Origin of the sequence: Flavobacterium sp., from assembly GCF_024642105.1 — a bacterium.
Taxonomy (GTDB): Bacteria; Bacteroidota; Bacteroidia; order Flavobacteriales; family Flavobacteriaceae; genus Flavobacterium.
This window is the reverse complement of sequence record NZ_JAHEBT010000054.1, coordinates 144,404-160,687: the sequence shown is the minus strand read 5'-3', so window position 1 is coordinate 160,687 and position 16,284 is coordinate 144,404. Positions and strand designations below refer to the sequence as shown.

The 16,284-nt window shown below is 35.9% G+C and carries 13 protein-coding genes; 2 read left to right on the top strand and 11 right to left on the bottom strand.

What is annotated here, in order from left to right:
- Nucleotides 1–32 precede the first annotated feature (32 nt).
- Nucleotides 33–2,099 (top strand): M3 family metallopeptidase, encoded by a 2,067-nt coding sequence (locus Q0L65_RS10740; protein ID WP_296686268.1) that lies wholly within the window; start codon nt 33–35, stop codon nt 2,097–2,099.
- Between the two features lie 160 nt (nt 2,100–2,259).
- Here the strand turns inward: Q0L65_RS10740 and Q0L65_RS10735 are convergent, their stop codons facing one another.
- From Q0L65_RS10735 to Q0L65_RS10715, 5 genes are all read right to left on the bottom strand, one after another.
- Nucleotides 2,260–3,153 (bottom strand): pseudouridine synthase, encoded by an 894-nt coding sequence (locus Q0L65_RS10735; protein ID WP_296686187.1) that lies wholly within the window; start codon nt 3,151–3,153, stop codon nt 2,260–2,262.
- Nucleotides 3,154–3,264: 111 nt separating this feature from the next.
- Complete coding sequence (locus Q0L65_RS10730) at nt 3,265–4,224, bottom strand: geranylgeranylglycerol-phosphate geranylgeranyltransferase (RefSeq protein WP_296686185.1); 960 nt, start codon at nt 4,222–4,224, stop codon at nt 3,265–3,267.
- A 30-nt stretch (nt 4,225–4,254) separates the two neighbouring features.
- Nucleotides 4,255–5,193 carry a mevalonate kinase gene (locus Q0L65_RS10725; RefSeq protein WP_296686182.1) on the bottom strand — a complete coding sequence of 313 codons (939 nt, stop codon included), beginning with the start codon at nt 5,191–5,193 and terminating at the stop codon, nt 4,255–4,257.
- A 34-nt stretch (nt 5,194–5,227) separates the two neighbouring features.
- Entirely contained in the window at nt 5,228–5,578 is a 351-nt protein-coding gene (locus Q0L65_RS10720) for a four helix bundle protein (protein WP_296686181.1), read from the bottom strand.
- Nucleotides 5,579–5,593: 15 nt separating this feature from the next.
- Nucleotides 5,594–6,691, bottom strand: a complete 1,098-nt coding sequence (locus Q0L65_RS10715; protein ID WP_296686179.1) for a diphosphomevalonate decarboxylase — start codon at nt 6,689–6,691, stop codon at nt 5,594–5,596.
- A 75-nt stretch (nt 6,692–6,766) separates the two neighbouring features.
- On the opposite strand from Q0L65_RS10715, the gene Q0L65_RS10710 reads away from it, so the two are divergent.
- The gene (locus Q0L65_RS10710) at nt 6,767–7,243 is read left to right on the top strand and encodes a TspO/MBR family protein (RefSeq protein ID WP_296686177.1); all 477 of its coding nucleotides are present in this window, start codon (nt 6,767–6,769) and stop codon (nt 7,241–7,243) included.
- On the opposite strand, the gene Q0L65_RS10705 is transcribed toward Q0L65_RS10710, so the two are convergent.
- The 6 genes from Q0L65_RS10705 to Q0L65_RS10680 all read right to left on the bottom strand — a co-directional run bounded on the left by Q0L65_RS10705 (nt 7,211) and on the right by Q0L65_RS10680 (nt 16,268).
- A complete protein-coding gene (locus Q0L65_RS10705) occupies nt 7,211–7,822 on the bottom strand; it encodes a hypothetical protein (RefSeq protein WP_296686176.1) in 612 nt (203 codons plus the stop codon). The two genes, Q0L65_RS10710 and Q0L65_RS10705, sit on opposite strands and share 33 nt — an antisense overlap.
- A gap of 131 nt (nt 7,823–7,953) precedes the next feature.
- On the bottom strand, nt 7,954–9,180 hold the full coding sequence (locus Q0L65_RS10700; RefSeq protein ID WP_296686175.1) for an NAD(P)/FAD-dependent oxidoreductase: 1,227 nt from the start codon (nt 9,178–9,180) through the stop codon (nt 7,954–7,956).
- A gap of 91 nt (nt 9,181–9,271) precedes the next feature.
- Complete coding sequence (locus tag Q0L65_RS10695) at nt 9,272–10,930, bottom strand: alpha-amylase family glycosyl hydrolase (RefSeq protein WP_296686173.1); 1,659 nt, start codon at nt 10,928–10,930, stop codon at nt 9,272–9,274.
- A gap of 138 nt (nt 10,931–11,068) precedes the next feature.
- The gene (locus tag Q0L65_RS10690; protein WP_296686170.1) at nt 11,069–12,907 is read right to left on the bottom strand and encodes a glycoside hydrolase family 13 protein; all 1,839 of its coding nucleotides are present in this window, start codon (nt 12,905–12,907) and stop codon (nt 11,069–11,071) included.
- 3 nt (nt 12,908–12,910) lie between these two features.
- Nucleotides 12,911–13,819: an alpha/beta hydrolase-fold protein gene (locus tag Q0L65_RS10685; protein WP_296686169.1), complete on the bottom strand. Its 909-nt coding sequence runs from the start codon at nt 13,817–13,819 to the stop codon at nt 12,911–12,913.
- A gap of 145 nt (nt 13,820–13,964) precedes the next feature.
- Nucleotides 13,965–16,268 carry a glycoside hydrolase family 65 protein gene (locus tag Q0L65_RS10680; protein ID WP_296686167.1) on the bottom strand — a complete coding sequence of 768 codons (2,304 nt, stop codon included), beginning with the start codon at nt 16,266–16,268 and terminating at the stop codon, nt 13,965–13,967.
- Nucleotides 16,269–16,284 lie beyond the last annotated feature (16 nt).

Below are 16,284 nucleotides of genomic sequence, written 5' to 3'. Positions count from 1 at the left end.
TGCTAACTGCAAATGCTCAAGAAACGACTACTATGAATCCATTTTTTCAAGCGTACAATACGCCATTTAATGTTCCACCTTTTGATCAAATTAAAAACGAACATTTCAAACCTGCCATTTTAGAAGGGATTAAAAGAAATGCTGCCGAGATTGATGTGATTGCTAACAATACGGCTGCGCCAACATTTGAAAACACTATTCTGGCAATGGAAAATGCAGGAGAATTGTTGTCTAATGTCAATACAGTTTTCTCTAATTTGAATTCGGCGCACACCAATAAAGAAATTCAAAACATAGCCAAAGAAGTTTCTCCTAATTTATCGGCACACCGCGATAATATTTATTTGAACGAAAAATTGTTTGCTAGAGTTAAAGCGCTTTGGGACAAAAAAGAAACGCTAGGCTTGAACTTGGAACAAGCTAAAATATTGGACAATGCGTATAAAGATTTTGTTCGTTCTGGAGCTAATTTATCTTCTTCTGAGAAAGAAACGCTACGTAAAATTAATGGTGGTTTGTCCTTGTTGAGTTTGAAATACGGTCAAAATATTTTGGCGGAGACCAATAAATACCAATTGGTAATTACCGATAAAAAAGATTTGGCGGGATTACCACAAAATGTAATTGATGCAGCAGCAGCTGATGCAAAGTCAAAAGGCAAAGAAGGAAGTTGGGTGTTTACTTTAGCTAATTCGAGTGTGATGCCATTCTTGCAATACAGTGCCAATAGAAAATTGCGTCAAGAGATTTGGAATGCGTATCAAACTCGTGCCAATCACGACGATGAATTAGATAATAAAGCTAATGCGATTCAGTTAGCGAATCTTCGTGGACAAAAAGCCCGATTGTTGGGTTATGCCTCTCATTCTAATTATGTTTTGGAAGAATCGATGGCAAAAACACCAGAAAACGTCAATAAATTATTAAACGATTTATGGGAACCTGCTTTGGAAAAAGCAAAACTGGAGGCTGCCGACATTCAAAAAATGATGACTAAGGATGGTATTAAAGGAGCTGTTCAACCGTATGATTGGAGATATTATACGGAGAAAATTAGAAAAGAACGTTTTGATTTGGACGAGCAAGAATTACGTCCGTATTTTAGTTTAGAGAATGTAAGAAATGGAGCTTTTCAAGTCGCTCAAAAATTATATGGATTACAGTTTAAAGAATTAAAAGATGTACCTAAATATCATGAATCGGTTACTGCTTTTGAAGTTCTTGAAGCTGACGGAACACATGTTGGGGTACTTTATACTGATTTTCACCCGCGTGAATCTAAAAGAGGTGGTGCTTGGATGACTTCGTATAGAAATCAAAAAACAGAAAATGGAGTGCGTAAAGCGCCTGTGATTTCTATAGTATGTAATTTTACAAAACCAACACAAGACAAACCTGCACTACTAACCTTTGATGAAGTAAGTACACTTTTTCATGAATTTGGACATTCATTACATGGGTTGCTTTCAAATGTGACATATAAGAGTTTGGCAGGAACAAGCGTACCAAGAGATTTTGTGGAATTGCCTTCGCAAATTATGGAAAACTGGGCAGCAGAGCCTGAAGTGCTTAAGATGTTTGCTAAGCATTATCAAACAGGAGCTGTGATTCCAGATGCCTTAATTGCTAAATTGAAAAAATCAGGTACGTTTGACCAAGGTTTTGGTACTACCGAATATTTGGCGGCTTCCTTATTGGATTTGGCGTACCATTCGCAAACTAAAGATATTACTATTGACGCCAATACTTTTGAAAAACAAGCGATGAATAAAATTGGTTTAATTGAATCAATTATTCCAAGATACAGAAGTACCTATTTCAGTCATATCTTTTCAGGAGGTTATTCATCGGGGTACTACAGTTATATTTGGTCGGGAGTGTTGGATACCGATGCTTTTGAAGCATTTAAAATAACTACACTTTTTAATCCAGAAAAGGCAAAGTCTTTCCGTAAAAATGTTTTGGAAAAAGGAGGGACAGAAGATCCAATGGTGTTGTACAAACGTTTCCGTGGTGCAGAGCCAAGTATTGAGCCTTTGTTGCGAAAAAGAGGTTTGGACAAGAAAGAAGAAACTCTGGTTAAAAAGATAAAAGGATAACCAAATTAAAACACAGATTTCACAGATTAGCACAAATTCAAAGCAGTAGTTTAATCCCTGACAAAAAGTACTACTTGAGAGTCTGTTTATTGATATTATCTAAAAAAACAAAAACCTGCAAATTACTTTGCAGGTTTTTTATGGAATAGATTTGAGCAACTTAAATGTTTTTCAAATTGATAATTTCTTGTTCTGTAAGCATTCTCCAGTTGCCTCGAGGTAGGTTCTTTTTGGTTAAACCAGCAAAAGCGACACGGTCAATACGCAACACATTATAATCAAAGTGTTCAAAAATAGAACGTACTACTTTTACATTAGCTGAACGTAATTTAAGGCCGATTTCGCTTTTAGGTTCGTTGTCGATATAACTTACTTCTTCAACAAATACGCGGTGTCCATCTAAAACCAAACCTTTGCTTATTTTTTCTAAATCTTCGTATTTCAAGTTTTTGTCTAACGAGACTTGGTAGATTTTCGATGATTTTTGATTAGGCAAAGTGAATTTTCTAATCATATCAGTGTCATTAGTAAACAATAACAATCCGGTTGTGTTTTTGTCCATTCTACCTACTGCACCAATTTTTGCTGTAGTAGCTCCGCGAACTAACTCTAATACATTACGAAATTCTTGACCTTCGTCAAGTGCCGTAGTGAAGTTTTTAGGTTTGTTCAATAAGATGTATTCTTTTTTCTCAGGAGTTAATAGCACTCCGTCAAAGTTCACAGTGTCATTTAGTTTTACTAAATAACCCATTTCAGTAACAGGAACACCATTCACTTTTACGTTACCTGATTGGATGTAAATATCGGCATCACGGCGTGAACATACGCCTGAATTTGCAATGTATTTGTTCAAACGAATTTCGTCAGCTGCTTTGGCTCTTTTTGGAGCTTGATTTGGTTTTTTGACCACTTTATTGGCTTCCACTTCGGCTGCTTTGGTATTGATTTTAGCTTTTTTAGGACCTTGCGCACGTTTTGGTAATGCCGCCTTTGGCTTATTTGAATTAGGTCTAGAACTGTTGGTTCTTCCTCCTCCTCTGGTAGTACTCATAATAATATGTAATTTATTTCTGCATTCGGACAGACTTGTCCTTCAATTGGCAAAGATAGTATTTATATCCTTGAGAAACGATTTTAGAATCAAAGAGTTGAAAGAGGGGAGTTACAAAATAAAGTGCAACAATCGTTTTCCGTGCCACAAAACAGACGGATTGATTAGAACAATGCAAAATACACCCGCTACAATTAAAAATTTTAATACATTATGCAGTCGAAGAAATTGTTCTTTTTGGGTTGCTTTTTGTAAAGCCAAAACAAAGAAGAGGAGTACAATTAGACAACCGTAAAAGTAAGTGTCCATATAACCTACATCGTAAATTTCAATTAAGACATAGACTGGAATTACAGTGCCAATAGTCAATCCAGAAATTATATTTTTGGAAACACGTTCTCCATAAACAATTGGAATCGTTTTGTAATTGTTAGCTAAATCCCCTTTCAAGTTTTCTAAATCTTTAATCATTTCTCGAATGAGCAATAACAAAAACAAAAAGCTGGCATGTGCAAAAATGACTGCCAGTTGATTGCTGTAATTCTCAATTTCTTCAAAAGGGATTTGATTGTAATAATACAAAAGGATAGCAAAAAAGGGTAAAACAGCTAAGAAAGCCGACATCAAATTGCCAATAATTGGCTGTTTTTTGATTTTATGAGAATAGAACCAGATTAGGAAAATATAAACAGAGAAAAAGAAAAAAGCGCGCCAAGAAACAAACAAAGCCATTAATGCTACTATAAAGTTTATAGTAAAATACACGCTCAATTTGGTTTTTTGACTCACTAATCGATCTAGCATAGACTTGTTGGGACGATTAATCAAATCTTTTTGGCTATCGTAAAAATTATTAATTATATATCCTGAAGCAATAGTCAATGCTGAAGCAAAAACCAAAATAAACAAATTGAAATCGAGCAATACATTCAAGGCTCTTTTTTCGGGAGCCAAAATGAATATGGCTGATAGATACTGTGCCAAGATGATAATGGGAATATTATATCCTCTCACTACAGAGAACAAGCTGATAATTTTCATAACCACCAATTTGTTAGCTCTGCTTAACATTGTATCGTTTTTGTCGTTAAATGTATTGGGCTAGAATTGGTACACCACTTCTAATTTGTAGTCCTTCAAAGAAGCTTTGGCGCGTTCTAAATCTTCGGTAAAACCTAAAATATAACCGCCTCCACCAGAACCACATAATTTCAAATAGTAATCGTTGGTGTCAATTCCTTTTTGCCAAATACCGTGGAATTGTTCCGGTATCATAGGCTTGAAATGATTCAAAACTACTTTTGATAATTTTTTAGTATTAGCAAACAATGATTTCATATCGCCACCTAAGAAATTCTCCACACAAGAATCAGTGTATTTTACAAACTGTGTTTTCAGCATATTTCGGAAACCTTGATCTTTCAGGTTTTCCATGAAAATATTGACCATTGGTGCTGTTTCTCCAACAATTCCTGAGTCGATTAAGAAAACGGCTCCTTTGCCATCAAAGCTTTGAGTTGGAATCCCTGTGGCTTCAATATTATCTTTTGAGTTGATTAAAATCGGGATGCTTAAATAACTATTTAAAGGATCTAAACCTGAACTTTTTCCGTGAAAGAAACTCTCCATTTGAGAAAAAATAGTTTTCAATGCTAACAATTTCTCGCGAGTTAGGTTTTCTAAAACGGTAATTTTATTTTGGGCATATTTGTCGTAAATCGCAGCGACTAAAGCACCACTACTTCCCACGCCATAGCCTTGCGGAATGCTAGAATCAAAGTACATACCATTGTTCACGTCATTCTCTAAAGTAGCTAAATCGAACTGAACTAGATTAGGTTGTTCAATGGCTAATGTTTTCAAATGAGTCACAAAACGTTTCAAATGCCCGTTAGAAGAAATAGCTTCTTCCGAAGGATTGTTGTCCGTTTTTAAGGCACCGTTATAAAAGTTATAAGGGATAGAAAGTCCTTTGGAGTCTTGGATAATTCCATATTCACCAAAGAGTAATATTTTTGAGTAAAATAAAGGTCCTTTCATACTTAATTGATAATTTATAATTAACAGTTGATAATTATGTTTTTTTGGAAGTATTAATTATACTGGTTAGTAATTTTAATAATTCTACATTTTTTGGTTTTATAAATTCAAATTCAGACTGACTTAAGTATTTTGTTTCAAATAACAAATCTATCCAATATTCAGTTTCATTGGCTTCTTTTAATGAAATAGATAATTTATGAATAAAATCAGCTTTGCTTTGTGCATGCTCTGATTCTCTAATATTGGCACCGATTGATGTTCCAGAGCGTAACATTTGTTTTGACAGAACAAATTCTTTTCTATCAAGCAAAATTTTATAAAGAGTTACAATTTCTATGGCAAAAGCAAAAGATTTTTCTTTTGTAATATTTTCTCGAGCCATCCAATTCTTAAATTATCAATTATCAATTATCAATTGACTCCCAATTCCAATTTCATCACAAATATACTGACCATTTTGACAATAGCCAACTAATTCGTCCTGAATAAATTGCAAGACTTTTTCTTTCACTTGATTTGGGTAGAGAACGTGAACATTGGCACCAGCATCTAAAGTAAAGCAAACGGGTATTTTAGTTTCATTTCTAAACTTCCAAATGCGATTGATAATCTCTAATGTATTTGGTTTCATTAAGATAAAGTACGGCATCGAGGTCATCATCATGGCATGTAATGTCAAGGCTTCGCTCTCAACAACCGCGATAAATTGCTCTAAATTTCCTGATTCAAAAATTGAAATCAGTTGGTCTAAATTTTCATGCGCTTGTGCAAATCGCCTTTCGGCAAAAGGATGGTTGTGCATTAAATCGTGACCTACAGTACTCGAAACTTGTTTCTCGCCTTTATCTACTAAAAGAATAGTGTCTTGATAATTTTTGAAATTATCGTGAATAGTGTGTGGAAATTGGACTCCAAATAAATCTGAACTTCCAGTAATATTGGCTTGGTTTCCCCAAACGACAACTTGACCTTTTACACTTCGGCAAGCGCTGCCTGACCCTAAACGGGCTAAAAAAGAGGCTTTTTGGTAAAAATAATCTTCAGTCATTGCAGGATTCAATTCCTTTTCTAAACTCATCAAGTTCATGGCTAAAGCTGCCATGCCCGATGCAGAAGAAGCAATTCCAGAACTGTGCGGAAAAGTATTTCGAGTATCAATCGTAAAATGATAGTCTTTTAAAAAAGGCAAATACGGTTCGATTCGCTCCAAAAATTTCTGAATTTTTGGTTTAAAATCTTCTTTTGGTTTTCCTTCAAAAAGTAAATCAAAAGAAAAATTCGATTGGTTTGCATTTTGTTTTTTGGCGAAAGCCAATTGCGTAATTGTTTTGCAATTATTTAAGGTAAAACTCACCGAAGGATTGGCTGGTACTTGATTTTCTTTTTTGCCCCAATATTTTACCAATGCAATATTACTTGGCGCACTCCACTGAAAAACACCTTGTTCAATAGAATTTGTATAGGAAGCTGGAATAAAATCGTTTGTTACTACCATAAATAAAAATTTTAGCAAAGATACTTTTTTTACTGAATTGCTTTTGAGTAATTTTGGTTCAAATAAAAAAGTAAAATGAACAAAATCTTTCGTATTGCAATTGTTGTCGTTATTTGTTTGGTTGTGGGATATGTTTCTGGAATGGTTACGCGTGCTTCTATAACGACTTGGTATCCCACTTTAATAAAGCCGAGTTTTAATCCGCCTAATTGGATTTTTGCACCCGTTTGGACTTCGTTGTATATTATGATGGGAATTGCTGCAGGCTTAGTTTGGAATCAAATAGCTTCCAATAAAGAAGCGGTTACTAAAGCCTTACAATTCTTTACCATCCAATTGGTTTTGAATGCACTTTGGTCGTATTTGTTCTTTGGATTACACAACCCCATGTTAGCCACCATTGAAGTGGTTTTACTTTGGCTCATGATTTTTGAAACCTATTCTCAATTTGCTAAAATCAATAAAACGGCGAGTTACTTATTATTGCCGTATTTGGCTTGGGTGAGCTTCGCTTCAGTTTTAACGGCTAGTATTTGGTGGTTGAATTGTTAGTTGAGATTCAATTTCTACTTGTATTAAGTGTTCTACGAGTTGTTTGTATTTATTCCAAAATAGTTTTAAAAAATAGAAGGTATAGAATACAAAAGGTATTTTAAAAAAATTCCAATAACTGAATTGGCCATTTCCTGAAAAATTCATGAACGCACCAGTGATTATACATCCTGCGGTAACAATTAAAATTTTAGACTTGATTGGCTTGTTTAATTGTTTGATGATTTTCTGAAGGGTTTTGTTGATTTCCCATTCTACAAATTGTTCGGAGTTATTTTTTAAAAATTGAATGTGTTTTAAAAGTAAGTATTGGTATACACTATTCTGAAAATTGAAACTACTGCCAATTAAAAGCAATGCCAAATATCCCATTTTATTCCAATCGAATACATCCTGAATTCCTGCTAATTCTATTAATATAGTGACAAAGCCGATACTTGAGGTTACCAAAAATAATATTCCCGAAAAGTATAATGCTATTTGGCAATTTACTATTCTGGTTCTTAAGGGTTTGTCTTTAGTGGTTAATAGTGGTCTGTAACTATTGATGAGTTGAATTCGGGCAGTAATGGTATTCATTTGGGTAAGATTGGGGCTAAGAGGAAAATTAATTGGGTAAATTCAGCTCCAAAACTACAAACTTTTTTTGTAAAACAAAATAATTTTAAATCAATAATTATTAATTTTAAATTATAAGTAAAAAAATAATATTACTCCGTAATGGCGTTTGCTACTAAAAAACCACTGGTCCACGCATTCTGGAAGTTGAATCCACCTGTAATAGCATCAATATTGACAATTTCGCCAGCAAAATAAAGGTTAGGATGTAATTTGCTTTCCATGGTTTTGAAATTGATTTCTTTTAAATCAATTCCTCCCGCAGTAACAAATTCTTCTTTAAAAGTACTTTTGCCATTGACTTGAAAAACACCTTTGGTAAGTTGGTTCGCCAAGTTTTGCAATTGGATTTTTGACAAATCGGCCCATTTGGTTTCGTTGCTAATTCCTGAGGCTAGAACCAAACTTTCCCACAACCGATTTTGCAATTCTAAAGGCGACTTTTTAGCCACCGTTTTTTTGGCATGTTCTTGTTTGAGTTCTTTCAAAAGAATTTCGGCTTCCTCAGTATCTCTATCGTTGAGCCAATTGACTTCGATAGTAAATTGGTAGTTTTTATCGTGTAAGATACGCGCTCCCCAAGCAGATAATTTCAAAATCGCAGGGCCGCTCATTCCCCAATGGGTGATTAATAAAGGCCCGGTTGACTCGAGTTTGGTATCCTTAACTTTAACGGTTACTTGAGTGGCAATACCGGGTAATTCTTTAATGCGGGTATCTTTGATATTAAAGGTAAATAGGGAAGGGACAGGGGTGATAATGGCGTGACCAAACGTATGCAACAGATCCCAAATTTTAGGATTGCTTCCTGTAGCCAAAATCAGTTTTTCGGCTAAGAAGGTTTCGTTTTGAGTGTCAATTTTCCAACAATTTCCTACCGAGCCTTCTGTATTGAAAATGGATTGCACACTTTGTCCCGTTACAATGGTAATGCCTAATTGATGACTGGTATTTAAAAAACAGTCTATGATGGTTTGAGAAGAATTGGAAACGGGAAACATTCTACCATCGTCTTCGATTTTAAGTTCGACTCCGTGCTTTTCAAACCATTCTATGGTGTCTCCAGAGCAAAATTGATGAAATGGACCGCGTAATTCTTTTTCGCCCCTTGGGTAAAATTTAACCAATTCGTTGGGTTCAAAACAAGCATGAGTCACATTGCAACGTCCTCCTCCTGAAACACGAACTTTGGAAAGGACTTCCTTACCACGTTCAAGAATCGCCACTTTGAGTTTTGGATTGTTTTCTACGATGTTGATAGCCGAAAAAAATCCAGCAGCTCCACCTCCTACAATAATAATATCAAAGTCTTGATTCATATTTTGAATTTGAACGGACAAAGGTAAGAATTAAAACTATCCAACCTATTAACCCTTCCAGCCTTTTAAAGGCTGGAAGGGTTGTCTAAATTTATTTTTTCAATTCCAGAAGAACCAAATCAAAGTCAGAATCTATACTTGCTTTTCCATTAGCAACAACAGCTTCTTTCCCAGAATAAGCATCTTTTACTTTTGCTCCGTTTTTGAATATAGTTCCTGTTGCAATTGTTTTTTTGCCTTTGGCTAAATTTAGCCCCACCACTACTTGGTCGCTATATTTTCCTTGCGTATAATTACGACTAAATACATAAGGACTAGCTGATATTTTTTGATGAACACCAGCACCTATCGCAGGGTGATTTTTTCTAAACAATCCTAATTTTTGCCAGTGGGCCAAAGTTTTTTGAGTGCTTGGGTTGTTTTTTATATCATCCCAATTCATGAATGAACGCAGTGTTGCATCGCCTTGAGTCCCTTCAATCACTAAGCTACGAGCCGATTCATCTCCATAATAGACTTGAGCAGTTCCAGGTGCTAACAATAATTTAGTGGCACTTTCGATTGCTTTTTCTCGCTTACCATCAAAAGGCGCCGATTCATCATGAGAAGAAATAAAGTTCAATACTCCAAATCCTTTCAATTCATTTTGTAATTTACTAGAATAGTAAGAAAATAAGTCTTCATAGTCTTTTTTTGCTTCATTTTTGAATTCGAAATTGATTAGACTATTGAATCCATTGGCAAAATAATTTACTTTTTTGTCGCTAAATTCATAGTATAGTCCGCCACCTAAGTTATAACCAGAAACTTCAGCTGTTGTAAAAAAGCTATTGTTATCCAATACTTTTGAAGGATTATTTTTCTTCCAAGTAGCAAAAGCATAATTGCATTGTTTTTTGAATTCAGCCCAAACACCTTCTTCAATATGTTTGGCAGTATCGGCACGGTAACCGTCAATTCCGTATTCGGTAACATAATCGGTTAACCATTTGATGATGTAATATTTTGGTGCTCTTGGGTAGCCTGTACGAGCAAAGAAAGCATCTAATTCTTTCACTTCTTGTTCGTAGCGGCCTTCTTTTTTCCATTTTTCTACCAAAACAGCAGGCAATTCAACATTTTGTTCGCTTTCAGTACGTGTGTCAGGAAGATTGGCTACCAAGGTACAAGCGGTTGTATTTGCGTAGTTTTTGTAATCGCAAGCTGGGCTTGTTCGTACCCAATTTTCTGGCCAAAGAGCATCTTGTGGTGTAACAGGACCAGTGTGGTTGATAACGCCATCAAAAATAACACGAATGCCGTGTTGATGGGCTTTCTCTACCATCATTTTTAATTCGGCAGGAGTTCCAAAGTTAGGATCTAATGCCGTCCAATCTTTTGCCCAATACCCGTGAAAAGCATAACTGTAGCCCGTTCCTTCATCAGTCCCATCGTGGATTTGTTCTACCAAAGGTGTCATCCAAATGGCATTGATACCTAATCGGTCAAAATAGCCGTCTTCGATTTTTTGTGTAATTCCTTTGATGTCTCCACCCATGAACCCACGTAATTTTCCGGTTGGTTTGGTACGGTTGAAGTTGCTATCATTGGTTTGGTCTGCATTATTGAAACGATCCGTCAATAGGAAATATACATTGGCAGCTTCCCAAACAAAAGGTGTAGTGCGAGTTATTTTTTTGTTTTGTGCTTGTGTTTCATTTGACGAAATGAATACAGCCAAAAGAGCTAGTAATAAAACATTTTTTTTCATAATATTTGATTTAGTTTTAACCATTAAGGGATTAAGGGTATTAAGTTTTATTGTACTATTAGAAAGGTTTTTAATTATTCTTTTTTTGCTATTAATATTGTTTTCTTCTTAATGAATCTTAATTTCTTAATGGTTTGATTAATGTTGTAATTCAAGAATCAACGCTGATTTAGCCTCGATAGTAATGTTGTTTTTGATGTTGATGGTTTGTCCGGAAATTACATCTTTTCCTGTTGAATAGTGTTGGGTGTTTTCTTGAAAACGAGCAACAGCCACACCTTGTTTTTCATCCGAATTGTTGATGATTACCATTACGCTTTCGGAATCATTGTATCTAAAATAAGTATAGACGTTGTTTTCAGGAATATAATGCGTTGTTTTTCCGGTGTGAATGACTGATTTGCCTTTTCTCCAATTGAATAATTTGGCTGTAAAATCAAAAAATTGTTGTTGTTCTTTAGTACGACCTTCGGCCGAAAAAGCATTGTTGGTATCGCCTTTCCATCCGCCAGGGAAATCGTGGCGAATATCACCATCCCCCACATTCTTATCTCCTTTCATTCCAATTTCAGAACCATAATACAATTGCGGAATACCACGAACGGTAGCTACCAAACTCATCGCCATTTGGTACTTTTTGAAATCACTTTGGTAGATTTGGTTGAAACGATTGGTATCATGATTTTCGGCAAAAACCAACATGTTGTTAGTGTTAGGATACAAAAAATCATTGGTGAAATTTTCATACACTTTTATAATTCCTTTGTCCCAATTGGCTTTACTCTCGTTGAAAACGCCTCCGCCAATAGCATCATGTAGCGTAAAATCCATTACGGAAGGGAGGTTGGAATTGTAGCTTTGAATGGCGCCAATTTTACTGTCTTTTTGCCAATAGGCCATTTGAGCTTGGTCGTGCATCCAAACTTCTCCTACGATGTTGAAATGTGGATATTCGTCTGTAATGGCTTTGGTCCAAGTTGCAATTCCCTTCTTGTCGCAATACGAATAGGTGTCTACTCGGAACCCATCTAAGTCGGCATATTCAATCCACCAAATAGCATTTTGAATTAAATAATTTAACACCAAAGGATTCGATTGGTTCAAATCGGGCATCGATTTTACAAACCATCCATCCATACACATTGTAGCGTCTGTTTTGGAAGCATTGGGATCAAATTGAGAGGTCATTCGGTAATTGGTTTGCTTAAAACCTGGGAATTGATGAATCCAATCGTAAGTAGGTAAGTCGTTCATCATCCAATGTTGGTATCCCCAATGATTGGTCACATAATCCATGATGTTCTTCATACCGCGTTGGTGTAATTCGGCACTCAATCGAACATAATCTTCATTGGTTCCATATCGTGAATCGATTTTGTACACATCGGATTGACCGTAAGTATGATACGATCCTCTTTCGTCATTGTCTTCGCAAAGTGGGGTAGGCCAAAGTGCGGTAGCTCCCAATGATTTGATGTAGTCTAGGTTTTTGATGATTCCTTCTATATCACCCCCGTGACGTCCGTCCTTATTAGCACGATTGGCTTTTTCAATCGTTTCTTTGGTGCTGTCATTGTTCGGATTACCATTAGCAAAACGATCGGGCATCAATAGATAAATCATGTCGGAGCTATCAAATCCTTTGCGGAAACGCGAATTTTCTCTCCTTGATTTTAAACTGTATTGGTATGTAAAAGCTACTTTCTTGTTTTTTGAAAAAGAAAAAAGTAGCTCTTGCGCCGCTATATTTTTGGTGTCAATAGTTACAAAAAGATAATTGGGATTTTCTGTTTTCTGAATGGTTTTAATGATGACACCATTGGAAACTGAAACGTCATTTTGAGCAATTTTTTTTCCATAAAACATAATTTGCACTTCTGATAGATTCATGCCAGCATACCAAAAAGGAGGTTCAACTCTGTCTATTTGAGCGAATGCAAATGTTGTACTAAGTAATAAAAAGAGTAATTTCTTCATAATTTATTTTTTTAATAAAAATTGTAATGGAATATTCAGTCGTTCTGCCCACGATTTTTCGGAATGGTCTTTTCCATCAAAAAATTGAGTAGTCCAATTGGTGTTTGTAAAACCTTTTTTTTGCATCAATACATCTACTTTTTTCTGTAAATCAGGGTACAAGGCATCAAGTGTTTTATTGCCATAATCAAAATAGATTGTATGTGTTTTTGGGTTAGGCAAATGGGAATCCATATAGTTGATGAAAGCATCAGGAATCGGATTGTTCTGAGAACTAAATGTGCCTGGCCAATGGGTGGAAATACAAGCTGCCCCACCAAAAACCTCAGGATATTCGCAGATAGCATACATAGAAATCAATCCGCCCATACTAGAACCCGCAATTACAGTATTTTCTCTGTTTTTTAAAGTAGAAAAATGTTCGTCGATGTAGGGTTTTAATTCGGTTACTAAAAATTTTAAATACAAATCAGAAATGGGTTGAAAGACTTCTTTTGTTCTCCCGGCTTTTTGTAACTGAGCTGTAATGGTGTCTTTTTGTATTGGACTTAAACTTTCGTAAGGTTTTTGCGGAAAATATTCAGGATGGCGTTTTTGATTGTTATTCCAAATTCCAACGACAATAAATGGTTTGGTTTTTCCTTTTTGTATCAATTTACCAGCTACTTCATCTACTTCCCAGGATTGCTTGTTCCAAGTCGTTTCGGCGTCGTACAACATATTCCCATCGTGCATGTATAAGACCGCATATTTTTGAGTATTGGAATACCCATTCGGCAACCAAACATCGATATTTCTCGAATCCACATAGTTGGATTGGAAGTTTTCAAGTCGTTGTATAGTACCTATACTCGCTTTCGGTACCTGCCCAAAAGCAATGGATGTTAGTAGTAAAAAGAAGACTTTCTTCATAGCAATTTTATTTTTTACCTAGGCAACCAACGGATTAAAATCCGTTGTTAAATAATGAGTCGTTCCTACGGAACTTTGGTCTATTTCCGAGAGCCGTAGGTTCGACCTATATTCAAAGGCTGGACTTTAATCCAGTCTTGTTTGGTTATATGTTCACTAAACCATTTGCTTCAACATCAACCTTTTTACCATTCACCACAACAGTAATAGCGTTGTTACCTTCCAAAGCAATTTGAGTTGCTTTTTGATTTACGGATACTTTTACAATTTGGTTTCTGAAATTGATTTTGAATGAATATCCTTGCCATTCTTTCGGTATTTTTGGAGCAAAATGCAAGGTGTTGTCTTTTACACGCATACCACCAAAACCTTCTACGATACTCATCCAAGTCCCCGCCATAGATGTAATATGACATCCTTCTTCCACTTCTTTATTGTAATCGTCTAAGTCCAAACGAGAGGTTCTTAAATAGAAGGTGTATGCCATTTCCATTTTATCCAAAACAGCGGCTTGAATAGAGTGAACACAAGGCGAAAGCGAACTTTCATGCACCGTAAACGACTCGTAGAATTCAAAGTTATTTTTCAATTGTTCTTTAGAGAAATGATCTTCAAAGAAGTAAAAACATTGCAATACATCGGCTTGTTTGATGTAAGGCGAACGTAAAATTCTATCCCAAGACCATTTTTGGTTGATTGGGCGTTGACTTCTGTCTAAATCGGCAACGCGAACTAATTCTTTATCCAAAAATCCGTCTTGTTGTAGATACACTCCTAATTCTTCAGATTGTGGAAAGTACATATTGTCGGCTACTTTTTTCCATTCTTGCAATTCGGCATTCGATAAATTTACTTTTTCGATAATGCGTTTGTGATCGGATGGATATTCTAACGAAACTTTTTGAATTTGGTCTGCGGCATAATCAATACACCATTTGGCAATATAGTTCGTGTAGAAGTTATTGTTGACATTGTTTTCGTATTCGTTTGGACCAGTAACGCCTAAAATCACATACTGATTTTTATTCGTTGAGAAAGTAGCTCTTTGGTGCCAAAAACGAGCAATACCAATCAATACTTCCAATCCTTTTTCAGGAATATAACTGTAATCTCCCGTAAAGCGGTAATAGTTAAAGATAGCAAAGGCAATCGCACCATTTCTGTGGATTTCCTCGAATGTGATTTCCCATTCGTTGTGGCATTCTTCTCCGTTCATGGTTACCATTGGATACAAAGCAGCGCCATTGGTAAATCCTAATTTGCCTGCATTTTCAATGGCTTTGTCCAACTGGTTGTAACGATAGGTCAATAAATTACGGGCTACTTCTTGGTCTTTGGTTGCCATGTAGAAAGGAATACAATACGCTTCGGTGTCCCAATAAGTAGAACCGCCGTATTTTTCTCCGGTAAATCCTTTTGGTCCAATATTCAAACGAGAATCTTTTCCTAAATAGGTTTGGTTCAATTGGAAAATATTGAAACGAATTCCTTGTTGTGCTTTCACATCGCCTTCGATAGTGATGTCCGACATTTCCCAGATTTTAGCCCAAGCTACTTTTTGTTCTTCTAAAAGGACTTCATATCCTTTGGCTAAAGCCGATTTAATAACATTTTCCGCTGCTGTTTGCGTGTTAGCATGATTCATCGAAACAGTGTATCCACCAATTTTCTGAATCGCAGACGTTTGACCTTTGGCAATTACGGTTTCGTAACTGTGTTGGATTTTTTCGTTGGTAGCATCAATGGCAACAGGCGAAATGTTTTCGTTTTTTCCATTGGCCCAAATGCTATTGTGCATAAAAGTAGTTGCTTTGAAATGCGTTTTGAACGTTTGAGCCGTTACAAATGCCTCATTGCTTCCTTTTTTCACTTCTAATGGTTCCCAAAATTTTTCTTCCCAGTTGGCATCTTCATTGGTTACACCTGCATCGATATAGGGTTTGTACACAATTTTGGCGTCTTTGTTCAAAGGAGAAATTTCATAATTGATGATTCCTACTTCGTCCAAATCTAAAGACAGAAAACGTTTTACGTTGACTGCAATTTCGGTTCCGTTTTGCAAACTAGCTTCAAAAGAACGTTGGTACCATCCTTCTTTCATGTTCAATTCACGGCGGAAATTACGAACCGTAGCACAGTTGTGCAAATCTAAATTTTCACCGTTGATTTCGATGTCGATTCCAATCCAATTGGGTGCGTTCAATACTTTGGCAAAATATTCTGGATAGCCATTTTTCCACCAGCCCACTTTGGTTTTGTCAGGGTAGTAGATTCCGGCAATATAACTTCCTTGGAAGGTTTCGCCTGAATAGGTTTCTTCAAAATTGGCACGTTGCCCCATAGCACCGTTTCCAATACTAAAAAGACTTTCGGATGATTTTACTCTTTCTACATCAAATCCTTCTTCAATAATCGACCAGTTGTCTGGTTTAATATAATCTTGGTTCATTTTTTTAATTTGAAAA